Raw genomic sequence first — 20,733 nt, 5'->3', positions numbered from 1 at the left:
AATGAAGTAATTCATTCGATAAACAGCATTTTCGAGACTTAAACTCTGCAATTTTCTATAAGTGGTATTAGCTCATCACAGGACGCAGATTGCTGGGACTTTAATAACAGCATTTAAATAACAAAACAAAAGTGGGCTAGAAAATGAGAAATTATAATCATGGGGCATAAAAATATAAATAAAAAGAATAACTTTAAGATAAGTGAATATAAGATTATGTAATTAATAATTTGGGGTGTAGCATGATAGAAAGAGAAAATGATGAAAAAAAATTACAAAAAGAAGCTCAAGGAAATAATATAGAAAATAGTGATTTAAATAAATCAGAGAGATTGTGGAATAAAAACTTTTTCTTACTTTGGCAGGGGCAATTAGTGTCTGTTCTTGGAAATATTGTGTATTCAATTGCCTTAGGCTTTTGGATATTAGATCTAACTGGTTCAACTGCATTAATGGGGAGTTTGATGGCAACATCAATGGTTCCTAACCTTATTTTAACACCTTTTGCTGGGGTACTAGTAGATAAATGGGACAGGAAATGGGTAATTGTAATAACGGATTTTATCAGGGGGGTATTTAATACTCTTATAGGGGTAGCTGCCCTACTCAATTTCATTGAAATATGGATGGTGTTTGGTACAGCTCTTATAAATGGCTTATGTGCAGCTTTCTTTAATCCTGCAATAAGTTCTGTACAACCAGATATAGTACCTAAATCTAAATTACTTAAGGCAAACTCAATTTCCACTATGTCAAGTACAAGTATGCAGATGATAGGAAATGCTATAGGGGGAGGATTATATATTGTCTTTGGAGCAGCCTATATGTTCTTGTTTAATGGGATATCTTTTCTATTTTCAGCATTTACAGAGATATTTATAGTTGTGCCACCAATTGAAAAGAGTGATAAAAAAGTTACCTTTCTAGAAGATTTTAAAGAAGGTTTTAAGTTTACTTGGAATTTCAAAGCTTTAAGAAGAATTACCCTAACAGCATGTTTTATAAATTTTGTTGCTAATGGTGCTTTCTTGTTAGTTTTACCGTACTTTAAATCTATGGAGTTTTTGGGGCCAACAAAATATGGATATGCAATTGCTCTAGAATCTTTAGGGATGGTTGCGGGAAGTTTACTATTATCTGTAGTTACTATACCTTGTAGGAAGAAATTCAATGTATTTATTATTGGTTCCATATTACTTTGCATTTGCCCTATATTGTTCTTATTCTCTAATAATTTTTACATTATTACAGGACTGTTTTTCTTACAGGGGTTAGGAAATGCCATAATTAATACTTTATTATCTGCAACCATGCAGATGATTGTGCCAAGAGAGATGAGAGGAAAGGTTTTTGCATTATTTCAATCCTTGGTTATGGGTTTATCTCCACTTGGAACCTTACTAGGAGGAATTCTAGGAGAAGTATTACCTTTAAAAATCGTTATGGGTGGAGGATTTATAATACTTCTAATTGAAATGATTGGTTTCTGTATGCTTAAAGGCTGCAAAGAAGTTATAAATTATGATAGTGAGAATTCTTCGGTAGAACAACTAATGGCCAATGCATCTATATAAGTCATCTTTGATTTGTTATTGTATTTCAGATACCTAATAGTAATTAATAGAATAATTACCTCATATAATAGAATATAGCACTTTAAAATGGAGGATTCTATTGAAGGAGGAATTAAATAATATATTATCTTCACTAAAAAATGGGAAGATATCTATTGATAAGGCCAATACTATGATTGACAATTTATATAAACCAGTAAAAGGTAGAATGTTATATATAATATTAAATGAGGATGCAAATAAGGAACCAACTAAATTAACAATGCCATTAAAATTTGTGTCCATGATAATTAGGAACTTCGGAAAAATTCCAAATTTAAATATTAAGGGATTAGAGGAATTAGATTCAGAAAAACTCGCAAAGTTGATCTTAATGGCTATTGAACAAAATGCTATAGGCGAGTTGGTAGAACTAAAAAACTCTGAAAATCAGAGTGTTAAAATTTCAATATTGTAGTACAAAACCCGTTCCCACGGGTTTTTTTTATGCAGAAACCCATGAGATTACCAGGTTTTTTATTATTGTGATAATTATCACTTTATATTATAATTAAATTTGTATGAATAATGATAGTAACATAGTTTATATATTGATAAATATGGAAAAGAGGGAATTACATGAGTAGAATATTTGGTACTGATGGTGTTAGAGGAATAGCAAACACAGAGTTAACAGTACAACTTGCATATAGCTTAGGAAGAGCAGGGGCACATGTGCTAACAGAAGGAACACACAGACCTAAGATACTAGTAGGTATGGATACAAGAATTTCAGGAGATATGTTAGAAGCAGCATTAGTTTCTGGAATATTATCAGTGGGAGCAGAAGCAGTGTGTGTTGGCGTAGTTCCAACTCCAGCAGTAGCTTATCTCACAAGAAAATATGGTGCAGATGCAGGTGTAGTTATTTCTGCTTCTCATAATCCAGTAGAATACAATGGAATAAAGTTCTTTAATAAAGATGGATTTAAATTAAGTGATGAATTAGAAGATACAATTCAAGAAGTGATAGAAAGCAATTTTCAAGGTGTACCAACTCCTACAGGAGAAATGGTAGGAAGAAAGTTAGTTGTGGATACTGCTATAGAAGATTATGTAGCCTTTGCAAAATCAACTATTGATGGAGACTTAACTGGACTAAGAATAGCTATAGACTGCGCCAATGGAGCAGCATATAAAACTTCTGAAATAGCGCTAAAGGAACTTGGAGCTGAAGTGTTTGTTATTCATAACAATCCAGATGGAATAAATATAAATAGAAACTGTGGATCTACTCATCCAGAAGATTTAATGAAGTTTGTAGTAGAAAACAAATGTGATTTAGGACTTGCTTTTGATGGAGATGCAGATAGATGTCTTGCTGTTGATGAAAAGGGTAACCTTATCAATGGTGATTTTATGATATGCATTGCTGCTAAGCATTTAAAGGAAATTGGAAAGTTAAATCAGGATATGGTTGTGGTAACTGTCATGAGTAATCTTGGTCTTGATATTGCATTAAAAGAAGAAAATATTAAAACTATCAAAACAAAAGTTGGAGATAGATATGTTCTTGAAGAAATGCAAAAAGGTAACTATAGCATAGGTGGAGAACAATCAGGGCATGTAATATTCTTAGATTTTAACACTACAGGAGATGGTCTTGTTTCAGGGTTACAACTTGCTACAGTAATAAAAAAATCAGGAAAGTCCTTAGGTGAACTTGCAGCTATGATGACAGAACTTCCACAAGTTCTTGTTAATGCTAAAGTTCCAAATGATAAGAAGGATATTCATGTTAAGGATGAAGAAATAGCAGCTGAGATTAGAAAAATGGAAGAGAAGTTAGCTGGATGTGGAAGAGTATTAATCAGACCATCAGGAACTGAGCCACTAGTTAGAGTTATGCTAGAAGGAAAAGTTCAAAGTGAACTTGATGAAATGGCAACATCTCTTGCTAAATTAATAGAAGAAAAAGCTAATAAATAATAAAAATGATAGTATGGAGCCATATTGCTTCTTACTATCATTTTTTTATTTATTGAAAGGTTAAGTGTTTTATCTTCTAAAAATAGAAATTGAAATTTTGTTTTGTTGTTAAACGAAACTGACGTTATTTTTATAAAAATTTCAAAAAAATTACAAGTATCCTTTTATTCTAGAAAATAACATTGACCATTTAGCTTATTCAGAATATAATAAACTGAGGTTAAATTTCATAATTTAAATAAGTTTAACTAAGCGCCAGGACTTATTGTGTATTGTTTTATTAGCAAAGTAGGATAAATATTTTACTTTACTATTATTAAATAAGCCACATAAGTTGACGAGGATGGGGAGTATCGAATCTTCGGCGGGTGCCCCACGGTATCGCACTACCGTTAACGATTGATAAAAGCAGGAAGTGATTTCTGTGACAAAACGATCTGGTGTCAAAACCTTTATTATGTATGAATATAATTCATACCTGGATAAGTTAAGGATTTAACTAATTTTGAGTTAGTATTTTTTGCTATGCTTAATTTTAACCCTAATTTCTTAGTGTGCATTTCCTATTTTTATTTAGGCATAAATAGGTATGTTACTGAAGAGGTTAAAATAAATCATTAAGTTGATTATGTAAAATATCTTCATTGTTTATAAGATATTGGCATTAGGGAAATGCTATACAAAATGTGATTCTTCTTATTCATAAACAAAATTAAATTTTGAAAGGAAGATTTTTTATGTGCGGAATTGTAGGTTATTTTGGAAAGAGAGAAGCTTCATCACTTCTTATTGAGGGATTAAGCAAATTAGAGTACAGAGGGTATGACTCTGCTGGTGTGGCTATTTTAAATGAAGGACATTTAGAGGTTGTTAAGTGTAAAGGCAGACTTGCCAACTTAGAATCAAAGCTTAACCAGTGTCCTGTAGTAGGAAATATCGGTATAGGGCATACAAGATGGGCAACACATGGTGCACCATCAGATGTGAATTCACATCCCCATACAAATGCTAAAGGAACAGTAAGTGTTGTTCACAATGGAATTATTGAAAATTATATTTCTTTAAGAGAATGGTTGATTTCAAAAGGATATGAATTTATTTCTGAAACAGATACAGAAGTAATTCCAAATCTTGTAGATTACTATTATGAGGGAGACCTTTTAAAAGCTGTAATCAAAGCAACTGAAAAAATGGAAGGTAGTTATGCAATTGGGGTTGTTACAACTCACGAAGCTGACAAATTAGTTGCGGTTAGACATGAGAGCCCACTAGTAGTTGGTCTTGGAAAAGACGAAAGCTTCGTTGCTTCAGATATTCCAGCAGTGTTAAATCAAACAAGAGATGTTTATCTTTTAGAAGATAAAGAGTTTGTTGTATTAACAAAAGATGGGGTTAAACTATATAACAATTTAGAAGAAGAAATAAATAAAGATATATTCCATGTAACTTGGGATGCTGATGCTGCTGAAAAGGGTGGATATGAGCATTTCATGATTAAAGAAATTCATGAACAACCAAAAGCAATAAAAGATACAATGACATCAAGAATTATGTTGGGTCAACCAATAAAACTTGATGATATTCATATAACACAAGAACAAATAAAGAATTTAAATAAAATTTATATAGTTGCATGCGGAACAGCTTATCATGCAGGAGTTGTAGGTAAGTACGTTATAGAGAAGCTTGCAAGAATACCAGTAGAAATAGATATAGCTTCAGAGTTTAAATATAGAGATCCAATCATTGATGAAAACACATTAATGATAGTTATAAGCCAATCTGGAGAAACTGCAGACACTATGTCAGCTTTAAGACTTGCAAAATCAAAAGGTGCTAGAGTAATTGCTGTAACAAATGTTGTAGGAAGCTCAGCATCAAGAGAAGCACATGATGTATTATACACTTGGGCAGGTCCAGAAATCGCAGTTGCATCAACAAAAGCTTATGTAACTCAGCTTATAGCAATGTATATTATTGCTCTATTCTTTGCTCAGCACAAAGAAACTCTAACAAATGAAGAGATTGAAAATATAAAAACAGAAATGTTAAAGCTTCCAGAAAAAGCTGAGGAAGTTTTAAAATATAAAGAAACACTACAAAAGTTCACTACAAAAACTTCTAAGCATAAAGACATGTTCTTCTTAGGAAGAGGACTTGACTATGCAGTGGCGATGGAAGGATCTTTAAAGCTTAAAGAGATATCTTATATTCACTCAGAAGCATATGCTGCTGGAGAACTTAAACATGGTCCAATAGCATTAATAGAAGATGGTACCATTGTAATAACAATGGCAACTCAAGAAAGCTTATATGACAAGATGGTAAGCAATATAAAAGAGGTTTCAGCAAGAGGAGCTAAGGTATATGCCTTTGCACAAGAAGGCCACACTGAGATAGAAAAATCAGTGAACTCAGTATCTTATATTCCAAAAGTAATGGACTTATTAGCGCCAGTAATTGCAGTAATTCCACTACAATTATTCTCTTACTATATGGCAATTGAAAAAGGCTGCGATGTAGATAAACCAAGAAATCTTGCAAAATCAGTAACTGTTGAATAATTAAAAAAGTTTTTTAACTTTTTTAATTAGCATAATAGATAAAAATTTAAATAAGTTCAATGAATGCCGCACTTCGACGATGCTATTAAGTATAAGAAGTGCGGTTTATTTTGTATAAAGTAGATTTATAATATATATGATAAATAACATAAATAGTATAGGGGAATAAAAGGAGATAGGTGCATGAATATAGATTCAATTATTTTTGATTTAGATGGAACTCTATGGGATTCAACTGAGGTGATATTAAAAGCTTGGAATAAGGTAATATCAGATAAAGGAGAATTAAGAGATCCAATAACAATTAAAGAATTGCAAGGAACCATGGGGCTTTTAATCAAGGATATTGGTGCAAGATTACTTCCAAACTTGGATGAAGGAACTCAAGAAAAGGTTATGGAACTTTGTTGTAAGGTAGAAAAGGAATTATTACTTAAAGAAGGGGGAGTTCTTTATCCTAAACTAGAAGACACCCTAAGGGAATTATCACAAAAGTATTCTCTATTTATAGTAAGTAATTGTCAGTGTGGATATATAGAAACTTTTTTAGAATATCATAACATGGAAAAATACTTTAAGGATATTGAATGTGCAGGAAGTACTGGTTTAGTTAAGGGAGAAAATATTAAAAAAGTTATAGAGAGAAATAACCTTAAAAATCCAGTTTACGTAGGGGATACCCAGGGAGACTTTGATGGTGCAAGATTAGCAAAGATACCTTTTGTTTATGCAAGCTATGGCTTTGGAAAAGTAACAGAATATGATTATATTATTGAGGAAATATCAGATTTATTAAAAGTCTTCTAAAGTTAACTTAGTCGAGACTTGTATATCTAAGAAATATATGATAATTTTTGTACTTTGTAAATTCTGCTCAATAAAGCTAAAAGTAGTTAAATTTAAAGTTTAACTACTTTTTAATTGCTTTTAATAATTTATTCTTTTGAAATTACAAAAAGTTCATTAGCTATTCTATCAACTTCATTCACTGAAGCTACTACAGTTTGTACTGAAGCAACCTGTTCTTCTACGGAAGAGGCAATTTCATGCATTTGTATAGTTCCTTCCTTAGAAAGTCTATCTATATTTTCCATGATTGTTACAATTGTATTTGAATATTCGTTAATTCTCTTATTAGAATTAGTAATATTATTTAATTTATAGTAAGCTTCTTCATTTATTTCAGCCGTTTCTTTAAACATAGCTCCTGATCTTTTAACCATATGTAAGCCTTTGTCCACTTTATTAATATTACTTTCTGTAGCTTCAATTGCTTTATTTGTATCACTTAATACTTGATCAATAAGCATAGAAATATTCTTCGCTGCTTCAGAGGACTTATCTGCAAGTGTCCGTACTTCCTCCGCAACTACGGCAAAACCTCGCCCCATTTCCCCTGCTCTTGCTGCTTCTATAGCTGCGTTAAGTGCAAGAAGATTTGTTTGACTTGAAATAGAACTAATTACTTGAGATATTTCACTTACTTCAGCAGACCTTTCTCCTAACCTTTTAATTAGTATCCTATTCTCTTCAAACTCTTTTTGAATATTTTTCATTTCTTCCACTGTATTTTCAATTTCTTTTAAGCTGCTAGAAGAGGATTTTATTGCCCTATTTCCTGCTTCATTAACCTTGCTAGTTTCCTCTCCAATATCTTTTAAATCTTTAGAAATATTATTTATAGTTATAGATGCGTTTTCTATATAGGTAATGGTATCTTCAAAGGTTTTAGATGTTTTCCCAGCATTTTCTGCAATTAGCTCATTTGAGTAGCTAGTTTCAGTAGCCATGTGTTTTAAACTGTTAGCCGAGTCATTTAAAGTAGTAGAAACCTCTTTAATTTTATTTAAAATCTTAGTAATCTTATTAAGTAGCTTGGATTGTTCTTCCGCACCTATTAGGCCCAACATAATTTTTCTAGACCTATCAACAATCTTCAAAGTAACAAATACAATTGCTGCGAAGTTCAATAAGTTTGATATTGAAGAAATTATCCATGCTTTTAATACAGTTCTCCCACTAAAAAAACCATCTGCAATCATATCAGCTTGAACATAATAATCCACAGTTAAATAAGACAACATTGAAATAAAAAATGTAAGTTTAACAAGTTTCTTATCAAAATACATTGCGGATAAAATTATGGGAAAAGATAGTACAACGTAAGCATTCCATTTAAAGGGTCTAAATATAGAGGCTATCCCTAAGGTACAGGTAATTATAGCAAAATACTTAAACCAGGGCTTATCGTAATATCCAAATTTACTTACAAAGTAACATAATAAAAATATTATAAATGCAAAAGCTAATGGGAATTTTGCAGTGTCAAATGGGATTGGAAATATTCTAAAATAGATTAATGAAAATACAATGGGAATAATGATTACAGCTGTAATACAGAGAATAAATGCAACTTGTTTATTTACTTCATATTCATTCTTTATTAAATACTCTTTTTTTTCCATGATAATAGCTGCTTTTAAGCAGTTTCCCCCCTTTTTTTATCCTTATTCATATTAATTATACTATATTTTTCAATAATATACATTAATTTACTAAAAAATACATATTTTTCAATGTCATTATCATAATTTAAGCTAATATTTATTTATTACCCTACCAAGTAAATAACATATTTACATTATTTAGAATGTTTTATCATAAATAATGCAATGATAGTTGTAATTGATAAATAAAAGTAATATTCAGATTGATAAAATAACTTTATCTGCCCACCCCAGTTGGGAGTAAGAAAGAAACGTATTACTAATATATAATTTAAAACTTACTAGGGGGGATAATTAATGAAAAAGAACATTATAGCATTATTATTAGCAACTTATTTAACAGGAATAGGTGGTACGGCGTATGCAAGTGATAATGCTACTACAGATGCAAACCAGATAACAAATGAAACCGCAGCAGAAACTGAAACTAACACAGTAGTAGATGAAGTGAAAATTACTGAAACTGATGCAGTAGTAAGCGAAGAGGAAATAAAGGATTCAGCAGGTGTGCTACCTAACTCATCTTTTTATAATTTAGAGCTTGCTATAGAGAAGCTCCAAATTGCAATTACTAAAAGTGAAGAAAAGCTGGCGGCACTTAAGGCTCAATTAGCTACGGAAAGAGTTGCAGAAGCAGCTGTTATGGCAAATGAAGGCGAAGAAGAACTTGCTAGTGAAGCAACTTCTAATTACATGGAAATGTTAGCTTCAGCTGCAGAGCATATAAACAATGCTATTGAAGCAAAGGATGAGGCTGTACAAACTCTTGAATCTCTTAATGAGGCCTACATAAAAAGCGAGGAAATATTAAAGACTATCCTTGAAAAAGCTCCAGAAGAGTCTAAATTAGCTATTGAAAATGCATTAAATGAGCAGGATAAGGCAATTACAGCTGTTAATGTTTTTTATGCGGCAAAGACAGCTTTCTTTGATGCAAAAGAGCAGTTTGAGTTAGCAAAGAAAGATCTTGAAGAGGCAAAGAAAAATGGAGACCCAGAGGCGATTATATTAGCAGAAGAAAAGGTGAAGAGCGCTGAGGCTTTAAAGGATGAACTTGAGGAATTAAAGGACTTTGCTGATTCAGCAAAAGAGGAAGTAAAGAAGCTTGTTAAGCAAGCAGAAAAAAGAATTAAGTTGGGTATGAAGCAGGTTGAAAAGGCAAATCACAAGATAGAAAAGGTAGAAGAGAAAGCTTCTGTGGAAGAAAATAAGATAGAGGAAGCGGAAAAGAAAGTAGAAGAAAAAGCTAAGGAAGAACCTAAAAAGGATGAAGAAAAGGCTAGAGAAGAAGTAAAGAAATCTAAAGAAGAAGTGAAGAAGGCAGAGGAAAAATCTAGAGAAGAGGCTAAAAAGGCAGAAGAAAAGCTAAGAGAAGCTAATAAGAAAGCTGATGAAAAAGCAAAAGAGGAAGCCAAAAAAGCAGAAGAACAAAATAGAGACTAGCATAAATCTCAATGTATTATAAAAAGAGAATGCCCTGAGAAAAGGCAATTAATATAAAGTTAAATATACGTTGTTAAATGTATAAAAGAGCTATCTGAATCTAGAACCGCTTTCTAGGTTCAGATAGCTCAGAAGTGTAAATAGGGTTGATTTACATAAATCTATTTTAATTAATAGATCTGTTGACTTTCAAAGTTGAAGTGAAGATATGATTTTATATTCACGGTAAATAATTAGTAAAAGCTTAATAAAAAACCTCCTTGTGGATGGAAGTGACAATCACCATCTGTAAGGGGGTTTTATGATGTTATCTGACGATAAAAGGAATATAGAAGTATTTGTAAATTAATTGACTTTTATTACTTTAATGGATATAATTTACATATAACACATAGGGGGTACTATAAAATGATGATTACTACTTGCTAATTAATTTCAAAATTGAAATTTAATATTTAAAGAAGTTTTAAACGGCCTAATAAATTGGGTTTATTTGTTGTGCTTCTTTCAAGATTTGCAAGTAGACACTGTCAAACTTATAGAACTAAAATTAAAATCCTTTGTTTTACATTTAGCTTACTAGTATAAATTCATAATACACTTATGTATCTTAGTAATGTGAATTTCTCAATATTGGAATAAGTATGGAGATTTTCCAATTACTGTTATAGAACTCATTGAATTTATTTAGTGTATGTTTATTTTGTTATGTAAAATATTGTAGATATTTTTAGACTGTAATAAGGCTTTGCTTTATTACAGTCTTTTTAGTTTAGGAAAGAAGTAAATATATCATTTAATTAGGGCGGATAACAGCGAAACAATGAAAGATATAAGTAAGGGGGCTAATATATGAAAAATGTAGTAAACAATGAATTAATGGAAGTGCTAAATATAGTTCAAGAGGGTTATATACAAAGAGATTTGAAGGAAATTGATAACTTCATGGGTAAATTATTTGATAAAGATGAAAATGTAATTGTAGTTGGTACAAGTAATGGTGAATGGTGTCTAGGTTATGAGGAAGTTAAAGAAATATTTTTAGGGGATTGGGAGTATTGGGGAGATTTAAGAATTAACACTGATGAAGCCACCATAATTCCACTAGGAAACACAGCTTTAATATACACTACAGCTACTATCAAGTATTCTTTTGCAAGCAACAATGATACTTATGCACGTTATTTAGGATATATTAAAGAATATTTTGATGGAGTTTCTGATACTAGTAAAATGCCTAATAAAGTTAAGTTAACTGAAATCAATTGGAAGCTGTGCCATTTATTAAATAAGTGGGATGGTGAGAAAAGAGATTATTTATGGGATTTACGAATTTCTTTTATCCTCGTGAAAAAGGAATCGAGATGGATTATAAGGCAAATACAATTTTCACTCCCAGTAGTGGGATATTTACCTGATGTACGACTCGAGAATACTGGATATGAAATAGAAAGTTTTAAGGAAGAAGAAATGAAAATCAAGGAGTATTCTATTAACAATGCAGTAGAATACAGAGATGAAATATCAAAAATTCTACAAAATTTTAATAAGGAGTATTTGTGTCCAGATAAGGAAATACACATAGTTGCTAATAAGTATTTCACTGATGCCAATCCATTAATTGTTAACACAGACAAAACTGTTTGTAGTAATGAAGAAGAAATCAAGAAATTAATAAAAAACCATAGAGCATGTTACGATGAGATGATATTAGAACATGAAAATTGTTTAATTAATTCCAATGATGATGTGGTTTGGGTAGTTACCCATGGCATTATGAAGAAAGAAATTTCAGAAAAGGATGCCTTTGAAAATACAGTAGATATAATCAACAATATATTTGAAAGTGATTTAAATGATAAGGATAAGCTTTTTAATATAAGAAGAAGAATTGCTGACACTTTCAAAGAAAATGCTAGAGGTGAAGAATATGTTTGGCCATTTAGGCTTGAAGGAGTACTTATTCGAGAAAATGGGAATTGGGTATTTAAATATCTTCAATTTTCTCTTCCTTTCAATTATATCCTTGAAGGAAAAACTGAAGCAGCTTCTAGGATAGAACAGTAGAATTTTAATATAGAAAGAAATGTAAGGGGAGAAACAAATGAATATAAATAATAAAATAATAGAAAACTTGGATAAAGTTATTAAGGAATTTATGGACAATGAACCAATACCAGGGTTAACAGTAGGGGTAGTTTATAATAAGGAAGTTATTTATACAAAGGGTTTTGGAGTAAAAAATGTTGAAACAAGAGAATCAGTTACAGAAAATTCTCTTTTTCATATGGCCTCAGTGTCAAAAACTTTTGTGGCTACAGGGATAATGCAATTAGTTCAGCAAGGAAAGATTAATTTAGATTCACGTTTGGTGGAATACTTACCGTATTTTCAGCTTAACGATGAGAGATACAAAAAAATTACCATTAGACAATTGCTAAATCATATTTCAGGGATGCCAGATGTAGAAGATTATGAATGGAATAACCCTCAATATGATGAAGGTGCACTAGAAAGATATATTAGAAGTATAAAAGTTGAAACCTTAATGTGGGAACCAGGAGAAAAATTTGCTTATAGTAATATTGCTTTTGAAATATTAGGGGATGTTATTGCAAAGGTTTCAGGGGTATCCTTTGAGGAGTATATGAAGAAGAATATATTAGATATTCTAGATATGAAGGAAAGTAACTTTTATAAGCCATTACTTTCAAAAGAGTTACTTACAACTCCTCATATTCTAGGAATTGAAGGTGGATATGGTCCAAAGGTAAGTGAAGTTTTCCCATATAACCGCTTCCATGGACCAAGTTCTACCCTTTGTTCAAATGTAGTAGAGATGTGCAATTATGCTATTGCAAATTTGAACCATGGGACATTAGGTAATAAGCAGATATTAGAATCAGATAGTTACTTAGAACTTTGGACAGCGCAAGGAAATACAGGATGGGAGGGCTATGCCACAGAAATAGGACTTTCCTGGTTTCTAGGTGGATATAAAGGAAATAAGGTTAGAAGTCACAGTGGTGGGGACACAGGGTATGCAAGCAATTTGATGCTTTTTCCAGAAATCAATGCAGCATTAGTTGTAATGACAAATGCAGATTTTATTTCTCTCAATAACTTATGCTCTGCAATTATGGATATTATCATAGGAGTTGAACCAGAGAAGTTTAAGAAATCTCTTGCACGACATATTGCTAGGACACTGATTTCTAGCGGTTATGATGCTGCTTTAGAAAGTTATAGCTTTATGAAAGAAAAGGATAAGGAAAGCTATATAGCCATTGAGAGAGAGTTTAATTCTACTGCATATGGTTTTTTATGCGAGAAAGCAATAGAAAAAGCAATAGAGATTTTAAAAATAGGACTCCTTGAATTTCCAAAAGCATCAAATCTATATGATAGTTTAGGTGAAATGTATCTAATTAATGAAAACAAGAAGTTAGCCTTAGAAAACTATAAAAAATCAATAGAATTAGATCCAAACAATACAAGAGGGAAGAAGATTGTGGAGGAATTAGAAGGTGAACTAAAGTAAATTTACTAATTATTTAATTTGGAGAGTGTTAATGTGGAGTAAAATTATAATAAAAGTTTCACCATAAAAACCATAGGGAAGCAAGTTTATTCAAGCACTTAGATACAGTTTATAATAAGTGATTTTTACATTGTTTTTTATAGACGTAATATAGGGTAACACTCTGAAACCCGCATAGATACTATATATTCTTATATTGTTTAAAATATAAGAATAAAAGAATAAATATTTTTATATTCTTAAAAAGTTATATTTTAGTGGAGAAATAGCTTGGGAATTGAATCTGAAAGATAAACGAAATCTTAATTTAGCAAATATGTAAGGTTATTGGGGGATATATGTAATGAATATTCAAGAACAGATAGAAGAGATTGTTGAAAGTTATGCAGTGCATAAGGATTTCTCAGGAGCAATATTAGTGAAAAAGGAAGATATTACGTTGTTTAATGGGGCTTATGGTTATGCGCATAAGGGATGGAAAATAAAAAACACAGTATCCACAAGATTTGATACTGCATCTATCACAAAATTATTTACTGTAGTCGGCATACTTCTATTAATTGAAAAAGGACTTTTGAATTTTCAAGATAAAGTTTTAGAAATTTTAGGGATAGAGGATACTACAATTTCAAAGGAAGTTAATATTTATCATTTATTAACTCATACTTCAGGAATTGGAGATGATGCTGATGAGGAAGCAGGAGAGAATTATGAAGATATATGGAAGGTTAAGCCAAACTACTCTATAAGAGAAACTATTGATTTTTTGCCTCAATTTATTCATAAGGAGCCTAACTTTGAGCCAGGAAAAGGATGCAGATATAATAATGTTGCATTTGTTTTGCTGGGACTAGTTATTGAAAAGCTTACAGGACAGAAATATCGTCAGTACATTAAAGAGCAAGTTTTTGAAAAAATAGGAATGGTGAACTCAGACTTTTATAGTATGGATGATATCAATGAAAATGTAGCAGAAGGTTATAGTGCACTTTGCAATGATAAGGATGAAGTTATAGGGTTGAGGAAGAATATATACTCTTATCCACCAGTAGGATCCCCAGATGGAGGAGCTCATACAACTGTAGGTGATTTAGATTTGTTTATCCGTAAACTTTATAAAGGAAGTGTTTTATCAAAGGAACTCACAATGGACTTGTTTTCACCAAAGGAGCTTTATAGAGAGTACGAAAAAGCCACTGTTAAGATGGGATATGGTTTTGAATTTATTTTCAGAAGTGGGGATGATGAAATACTGCTAGTAACAAAGGATGGAGTGAATGCGGGAGTTGCGTGTAAGTTTAATTATTATCCTTCATTTGATACAACAGTTGTAATTCTTGCTAATCAGGACTGTAATGTTTGGGCATTGGCAAGGGAGATTCAAGAATTATTAGTAGGTAAGTTATAGTTATATTATAAAAATCCTTTCAGAGCTGCATTTCTGAAAGGATTTTTTATAATGTTTTAAAATATTATAAAGTCTTTATTAGTAATAATGCCATCGATTTTTATGTCAAATTCATCTGTAGGGACTTTTTCGTATAATTGAAAGTCGTAAGCTATAGCTATCTTTGGTACGGCATTGTTTAGCTTAGCAAGAAACTTATCATAGAAACCTGCACCATAGCCAACTCTTCCCCCTTCCATATCAAATGCAACTCCAGGCATTAAGATGAAATCAATGTCATCGGGAGAAGCTTTTGTGCACCCGTCTATTGGTTCTAAAATTCCAAAGTATCCTTCTTTTAAATCCTCAAAGCCTTTAATGATATGTGTTTCCATACCTTGCTTTTTTGATGGCACTTTTGGTACGCAAATAGTTTTGCCATCTTTTAAGGCTTGCTCTATAAATTTATGAGTATCAACTTCATCTCTGAAAGAAACAAAGGTAAAAATAACAGAGGAATTTTTGTAATAATCACTGTTAATTAGTTTATCTAAAATTATGTTATCCCACTGGTTTTTAGTATCAATAGCGAGTTGTGATCTAAGGGCTAAAACTTCTTCTCTATATTCCTTTTTAGAAAGAGACACCATGAATATCACTCCTTAATAATTAGTTCGCGTTTATTTAAAAATAGATTTGTTACCTTATATACCATTATATATAAAGAATTGATGAAGTTAAAGAGTAATGGTACTCATATAAAGTACACCATTAGGATATATAGTGATATTTTTTTCTCTAATATAGGAGTTTAGGAATACTGCTAGGAATTATATTTTAAAGAGGGATCTTTTGTAATTTTAGGTGATTCCCTATAAATGGATTTGGAATGAAATTTTAGGACATACTAATAAATAATTATATGAGATTATTTGTAGCTTAACACAATTAAATAAAATAAAACATAATTACTTATAATTAAGTATAATTAATTATAGTGTAATTGAATTAAATAAGCACAGGTTAAAATAAATATATTTTATAAAACCCTATTATAATTTAACATATTCATATATAATAGAATATATAATGGACAGTATTAAGCAAAAATTCATATGAGTAAAAGATGTTTGTTATTACAAAATTGACTTTTTAAGGAATAAATAACCTTTAGGTTTTTTGTTTGAATTTTTGCAAGTTAATATATCTTGAAAATTTACTTTATGAAAATAATAGTTATGAAATAGATGAGATAAAGGGAAAATCCTATTTATAGCATTTAGTATTTAAAAATCCTTGGTAAAATTAAATGTAGTTAATAGGTTGGATAGAAGAGGAGCAAAAGGTAATGAATGATAATGAAATTATGACAGTTAGCGAAGTTGCAGAGTATTTTAAAATAAGCGAAGTTACCACTTATAAATTAGTACAAGAGGGGAAAATTCCAGCTTTTAAAATTGGCAGGCACTGGAGAGTAAAGAAAAGTGATTTATCAGAATTTATTGAGAAGTTAAAGCGCGGAGAAAGAATATAAAATTAATAACTTTTAATTATTATAATATAGAAAATCTAGGAGCTATTCCTTTATTAAATAGAGTTAATGACGAGTTTTATTCACACAAGTAAAAAACAAATAGAAAGAAGAGATATAAACATAAAACAAAAGAAATTTATAGAAATTAGGAGGACATATATTGAAAAGCAAGGTTAAAAATAAGATTAAAATTATTCCATTAGGCGGGTTAGGGGAAATTGGTAAGAATATTACAGTAATAGAGTATAAAGAAGAAATTATTGTAATAGATTGCGGGATTTCTTTTCCAGGAGCAGATATGTATGGTGTGGACTTAGTTATTCCTGATGCAACCTATTTGGTGGAAAATAAGGACAAAGTAAAGGGGTTTTTCTTGACCCACGGACATGAAGATCACATAGGGGCATTACCTTATATATTAAAACAAATTAATGTGCCAGTGTATGGAACGTGCTTAACTTTAGGACTAGTTAAGAATAAATTAGAAGAGCACAATATCCTTACAGATTGCGAACTTAATGTTGTTAAACCAGGAAGCGTTATTAAGGTTGGAGATATAAGCGTAGAATTTATAAGAAATAGTCACAGTATAGCAGATTCTTGTTCATTAGCTATACATACCCCTATTGGAAGAATTGTACACACTGGAGATTTTAAAATAGATTACACACCAATTGATGGTGAAATCATGGACTTAGAGCGCTTTGCAAGACTTGGAAAACAAGGAGTTTTATTACTTCTTGCGGATAGTACTAATGTAGAGCGTCCTGGATATACATTATCAGAAAAGGTGATTGGAGAATCTTTAAATAGAATCTTCGATAAGGCAAGTGGAAGAGTAATTGTAGCAACTTTTGCAACGAATATTCATAGATTACAAGAAATCGCAAATTCAGCTATTTCACATGGAAGAAAGATTGCTTTCAGTGGAAGAAGTATGGAGAGAATATCTAAAGTTGCAATGGAGCTTGGATATTTGCATATTCCAGAAGGTGCTATTATTGAAATCGACCAAATTCACAAGTACCCAAGTGAGAAAATTACAGTAATGACTACTGGTAGCCAAGGTGAGCCTATGTCTGCACTAACAAGAATTGCGGCAGGTACACATAGAAGTATTCAAATAACAAAAGGAGATTTAGTAATTATATCCGCATCTCCTATACCAGGAAATGAAAAGTGTATATCAAATGTTATAAATGAATTGTTTAAAAGAGGCGCAGAAGTTATATATGATGCTTTAGAAGAAGTTCACGTTTCAGGCCATGCATGCCAAGAGGAGTTAAAGTTAATTCATACTCTAGTGAAGCCTAAGTATTTTATGCCAGTTCATGGAGAATACAGACACTTAATACAACATGGAATGCTAGCTGAAAGATTAGGAATGGATAAAGCAAATATCTTTATTGGAGAAACTGGGCAAGTATTAGAAATAAACAGCAAAGAAGCAAGAGTGGCAGGAAAAGTTCAAACAGGTTCAATAATGGTAGATGGTCTTGGAGTTGGAGATGTTGGAAATATAGTACTTAGAGATAGAAGATTATTATCTCAAGATGGTATTCTAACTGTGGTTGTTACCATAGAAAAAGCTTCTTATAGCATTGCTGCAGGTCCTGATATTATAACAAGAGGATTCGTTTATGTGAAGGAATCTGATGGTCTTATTTATGAAGCAAGGGATATTGTAAGAAGTGAAGTAGAGAAGTGCTTAGATAATAAGACTATAAATTGGATAGCTATGAAAACATCTATAAGAAATTCTTTAGGTCAGTTTTTATATGCTAAAACAAAAAGACGTCCAATAATTATGCCAATAATTATGGAAGTTTAAGAGCTTAAATGAGTATAGGTAAATAAGAAGTAACTAATTTCAAATTATATAGCTTATACAATGTGAAGTGCTATAGACAACTTCCAGAAAGTTTAGTAAAATTAATTTATAAAGTTAAAGGTGATGGAGTTCACCTGAACCGCATTATGCTAATGACTCCTACAGGCAGTACCATAGGTATACCTGTAGGATTTTTTTGCGTTTAATTACGGGTTAGAAAACATTATGTTTTTATAAGAAAGGAAAAATATTATGGCAACTAGTTTAGGAATTATAGTTATACTTGGCCTATTAGCAAATGTACTTTTTACGAAGATAAAGCTACCAGGACTTTTAGGAATGCTTATTTTAGGAGTGTTTTTAGGACCATATGGTTTTAATTTGTTACAACCAGAAGTTTTAAGTGCCTCAGGAGATTTTAGAAAAATAGCTCTAATAATTATTTTATTAAGAGCAGGTATTGGAATTAGTAGGGAAGATTTAAATAAGGTAGGAAAAACTGCAATTAAGATGAGTTGCATTCCGGGATTAATTGAAGGATTCTTTATTGCCTTTGCAGCTATGAAATTTTTGGGATTCACTTTTATACAAGGCGGAATACTAGGGTTTATCATTGCGGCGGTATCGCCAGCAGTAGTAGTTCCTGCCATGCTTAGTTTTATGGAAAGAAAGCTCGGAACCAATAAGGGTATACCAACCTTGATTTTAGCAGGAGCATCTATAGATGATGTATTTGCTATCACTATATTTAGTACTTTTTTAGGACTATATAGTGGAAATCATGTTAACATAGGAATAAAATTATTAGGAATTCCAGTTTCAATTCTTCTAGGAATTGGAGCAGGAGCTATTATAGGGTTTATTATGGTAAGAGTATTTAAAAAATATCATATTAGAGATACAAAGAAAGTACTGCTTATTATAGGAGCATCAGTTTTATTAACGGCCCTAGAAACTTTATTAAAAAGTAAGATTGAAATTGCAGGGCTTTTAGGAGTTATGACTATTGGATTTATAATTCTTGAAAAGATGCCTCATGTAGGAAAAAGACTTTCTTTAAAGCTTAATAAGATATGGATTTTTGCAGAAATATTGCTTTTTGTATTAGTTGGAGCGGAGGTAAATGTAGGAGTAGCACTTAATGCAGGGGCTATGGGAATTGTGGTTATCTTAATTGGAGTTGTTGGAAGAAGTCTAGGAGTTTTGATTTCTATGATGGGAACAAATTTAAACTGGAAAGAAAGAGTGTTCTGTGTTATTGCTTATATACCTAAGGCTACTGTTCAAGCAGCTATAGGAGCAGTGCCATTATCTTTAGGAGTGGCATCAGGAGAAGTTATTTTAGCTATAGCAGTTCTATCAATTTTAATTACATCACCATTAGGAGCAATTGCTATAAATGCTTCTTCAACAAGATTGCTACAGATGGGAGAATAAACAACATCTTATTGATTATTAAAAAAAATTATACTAAGTAGTATAATAAGCAAAACTATGTTATTATAATCTAAGATTTAGGAAAGATAAACTAAGGCATAATATTTTATGAATAACATTTTATCTTCTAAGGATTAGAATCCTATTTTAAATCTATTTGAGTTATGATTAATTTTTAACATATGATCTAAAGCATTTGAACTGCTTTATTAAGTTTGGGGTGATTAAAAATGAATAAAACAAAAACAGCTATATTTGAAGCTGCAATAAAGTCTTTTTCTAGCCATGGTTATAATGGTACTACCATGGATCAAGTGGCTGAGGTTGCAGGAGTAGCAAAGGGAACACTATATTACCATTTTAAAAGTAAGGAAGAAATCTTTAACTTTATAATTGAAGAAGGACTTGGGGTAATGGTGGAAGAATTAAAAGAACATATTAAGACTGTGGTAAATCCTTTAGAAAAACTTAGAGTAATATGTAAAGCTCAGCTTTTTATATTGTATAGAAATAAGGACTTTTTCAAAGTACTCATGAGCCAGTTATGGGGTCAGGAGATTAGACAAGTAGAGTTAAGAAATAAATTAGGCTTTTTTATAGAGGAAATTAAGGATTTCTTTGAAGAGGCTATGGAACTTGGAGTTGTAAGAAAAGGTAATGCATCCTTTATGTCCTATGCCTTCTTTGGAACTCTATGCTCTGCAGCGGTTTATGAGGTTATAAATATAGATAGTATTGATTTAGATAACGTAGTGGAAGAATTAATCGAATACAGCTTAAGAGGCTTAAAAGCATAGTGAAGGGACTGATCATATAGCATATTTATGCATTATGAGGCAGCCCTTTTTATTTTTTTATTTATCCAGGATTATAAAGTATCGGATATGCTTTGTTTAGGTTAAATCAGTGACTAATGAACTTTCTTATAAGGTTTTAAAAACAATATT

Annotated in this window: 15 protein-coding genes and 1 riboswitch; of the genes, 13 read left to right on the top strand and 2 right to left on the bottom strand. The window is 31.2% G+C overall.

The window, feature by feature from the left end; all coding sequences use genetic code 11:
- Positions 1-242: 242 nt before the first annotated feature.
- From RR409_RS07090 to RR409_RS07070, 5 genes are all read left to right on the top strand, one after another.
- Complete coding sequence (locus RR409_RS07090) at positions 243-1,574, top strand: MFS transporter (RefSeq protein WP_332557040.1); 1,332 nt, start codon at positions 243-245, stop codon at positions 1,572-1,574.
- Between the two features lie 100 nt (positions 1,575-1,674).
- Positions 1,675-2,031 carry a hypothetical protein gene (locus tag RR409_RS07085; RefSeq protein ID WP_332557039.1) on the top strand — a complete coding sequence of 119 codons (357 nt, stop codon included), beginning with the start codon at positions 1,675-1,677 and terminating at the stop codon, positions 2,029-2,031.
- Between the two features lie 161 nt (positions 2,032-2,192).
- Positions 2,193-3,542 carry a phosphoglucosamine mutase gene (glmM, locus tag RR409_RS07080; RefSeq protein ID WP_332557038.1) on the top strand — a complete coding sequence of 450 codons (1,350 nt, stop codon included), beginning with the start codon at positions 2,193-2,195 and terminating at the stop codon, positions 3,540-3,542.
- A gap of 737 nt (positions 3,543-4,279) precedes the next feature.
- Positions 4,280-6,106, top strand: coding sequence for a glutamine--fructose-6-phosphate transaminase (isomerizing) (gene glmS / locus RR409_RS07075; protein ID WP_332557037.1), 1,827 nt, complete (start codon positions 4,280-4,282; stop codon positions 6,104-6,106).
- Between the two features lie 183 nt (positions 6,107-6,289).
- A complete protein-coding gene (locus RR409_RS07070) occupies positions 6,290-6,913 on the top strand; it encodes an HAD family hydrolase (protein WP_332557036.1) in 624 nt (207 codons plus the stop codon).
- Positions 6,914-7,041: 128 nt separating this feature from the next.
- On the opposite strand, the gene RR409_RS07065 is transcribed toward RR409_RS07070, so the two are convergent.
- The gene (locus tag RR409_RS07065) at positions 7,042-8,571 is read right to left on the bottom strand and encodes a methyl-accepting chemotaxis protein (RefSeq protein WP_332557035.1); all 1,530 of its coding nucleotides are present in this window, start codon (positions 8,569-8,571) and stop codon (positions 7,042-7,044) included.
- Positions 8,572-8,910: 339 nt separating this feature from the next.
- Between RR409_RS07065 and RR409_RS07060 the strand changes: the two genes are divergently transcribed.
- The 4 genes from RR409_RS07060 to RR409_RS07045 all read left to right on the top strand — a co-directional run bounded on the left by RR409_RS07060 (position 8,911) and on the right by RR409_RS07045 (position 15,005).
- A complete protein-coding gene (locus tag RR409_RS07060; RefSeq protein ID WP_332557034.1) occupies positions 8,911-10,056 on the top strand; it encodes a DUF5667 domain-containing protein in 1,146 nt (381 codons plus the stop codon).
- A gap of 852 nt (positions 10,057-10,908) precedes the next feature.
- A complete protein-coding gene (locus RR409_RS07055; RefSeq protein ID WP_332557033.1) occupies positions 10,909-12,123 on the top strand; it encodes a hypothetical protein in 1,215 nt (404 codons plus the stop codon).
- Between the two features lie 37 nt (positions 12,124-12,160).
- Positions 12,161-13,597, top strand: a complete 1,437-nt coding sequence (locus RR409_RS07050) for a serine hydrolase (RefSeq protein WP_332557032.1) — start codon at positions 12,161-12,163, stop codon at positions 13,595-13,597.
- Positions 13,598-13,940: 343 nt separating this feature from the next.
- Complete coding sequence (locus RR409_RS07045; RefSeq protein ID WP_332557031.1) at positions 13,941-15,005, top strand: serine hydrolase domain-containing protein; 1,065 nt, start codon at positions 13,941-13,943, stop codon at positions 15,003-15,005.
- A gap of 56 nt (positions 15,006-15,061) precedes the next feature.
- On the opposite strand, the gene RR409_RS07040 is transcribed toward RR409_RS07045, so the two are convergent.
- A complete protein-coding gene (locus RR409_RS07040; protein ID WP_332557030.1) occupies positions 15,062-15,634 on the bottom strand; it encodes a 5-formyltetrahydrofolate cyclo-ligase in 573 nt (190 codons plus the stop codon).
- Positions 15,635-16,332: 698 nt separating this feature from the next.
- On the opposite strand from RR409_RS07040, the gene RR409_RS07035 reads away from it, so the two are divergent.
- The 4 genes from RR409_RS07035 to RR409_RS07020 all read left to right on the top strand — a co-directional run bounded on the left by RR409_RS07035 (position 16,333) and on the right by RR409_RS07020 (position 20,583).
- Positions 16,333-16,518 (top strand): helix-turn-helix domain-containing protein, encoded by a 186-nt coding sequence (locus RR409_RS07035; protein ID WP_332557029.1) that lies wholly within the window; start codon positions 16,333-16,335, stop codon positions 16,516-16,518.
- 160 nt (positions 16,519-16,678) lie between these two features.
- Positions 16,679-18,349, top strand: coding sequence for a ribonuclease J (locus RR409_RS07030; RefSeq protein ID WP_332557028.1), 1,671 nt, complete (start codon positions 16,679-16,681; stop codon positions 18,347-18,349).
- Positions 18,350-18,459: 110 nt separating this feature from the next.
- Positions 18,460-18,518: riboswitch (Fluoride riboswitch) on the top strand.
- An 83-nt stretch (positions 18,519-18,601) separates the two neighbouring features.
- The gene (locus RR409_RS07025) at positions 18,602-19,786 is read left to right on the top strand and encodes a cation:proton antiporter (RefSeq protein ID WP_332557027.1); all 1,185 of its coding nucleotides are present in this window, start codon (positions 18,602-18,604) and stop codon (positions 19,784-19,786) included.
- Between the two features lie 230 nt (positions 19,787-20,016).
- Entirely contained in the window at positions 20,017-20,583 is a 567-nt protein-coding gene (locus RR409_RS07020; protein WP_332557026.1) for a TetR/AcrR family transcriptional regulator, read from the top strand.
- Positions 20,584-20,733: the final 150 nt, after the last annotated feature.

This window comes from Clostridium sp. (assembly GCF_036642255.1).
Taxonomy (GTDB): domain Bacteria; phylum Bacillota; class Clostridia; order Clostridiales; family Clostridiaceae; genus Clostridium_J.
Note: the sequence above shows the minus strand (reverse complement) of the source record. Positions and strands in the feature narration are given on the sequence as shown.

Excerpts from the sequence above, each read along its gene's own strand:
- RR409_RS07090 (WP_332557040.1), top strand. The coding sequence starts at position 243 with ATGATAGAAAGAGAAAATGATGAAAAAAAATTACAAAAAGAAGCTCAA.
- glmM (WP_332557038.1), top strand. The coding sequence starts at position 2,193 with ATGAGTAGAATATTTGGTACTGATGGTGTTAGAGGAATAGCAAACACA.
- RR409_RS07050 (WP_332557032.1), top strand. The coding sequence starts at position 12,161 with ATGAATATAAATAATAAAATAATAGAAAACTTGGATAAAGTTATTAAG.
- RR409_RS07070 (WP_332557036.1), top strand. The coding sequence starts at position 6,290 with ATGAATATAGATTCAATTATTTTTGATTTAGATGGAACTCTATGGGAT.
- RR409_RS07020 (WP_332557026.1), top strand. The coding sequence starts at position 20,017 with ATGAATAAAACAAAAACAGCTATATTTGAAGCTGCAATAAAGTCTTTT.
- RR409_RS07040 (WP_332557030.1), bottom strand. The coding sequence starts at position 15,634 with ATGGTGTCTCTTTCTAAAAAGGAATATAGAGAAGAAGTTTTAGCCCTT.
- RR409_RS07065 (WP_332557035.1), bottom strand. The coding sequence starts at position 8,571 with ATGGAAAAAAAAGAGTATTTAATAAAGAATGAATATGAAGTAAATAAA.
- RR409_RS07055 (WP_332557033.1), top strand. The coding sequence starts at position 10,909 with ATGAAAAATGTAGTAAACAATGAATTAATGGAAGTGCTAAATATAGTT.
- RR409_RS07060 (WP_332557034.1), top strand. The coding sequence starts at position 8,911 with ATGAAAAAGAACATTATAGCATTATTATTAGCAACTTATTTAACAGGA.
- glmS (WP_332557037.1), top strand. The coding sequence starts at position 4,280 with ATGTGCGGAATTGTAGGTTATTTTGGAAAGAGAGAAGCTTCATCACTT.
- RR409_RS07045 (WP_332557031.1), top strand. The coding sequence starts at position 13,941 with ATGAATATTCAAGAACAGATAGAAGAGATTGTTGAAAGTTATGCAGTG.
- RR409_RS07035 (WP_332557029.1), top strand. The coding sequence starts at position 16,333 with ATGAATGATAATGAAATTATGACAGTTAGCGAAGTTGCAGAGTATTTT.
- RR409_RS07025 (WP_332557027.1), top strand. The coding sequence starts at position 18,602 with ATGGCAACTAGTTTAGGAATTATAGTTATACTTGGCCTATTAGCAAAT.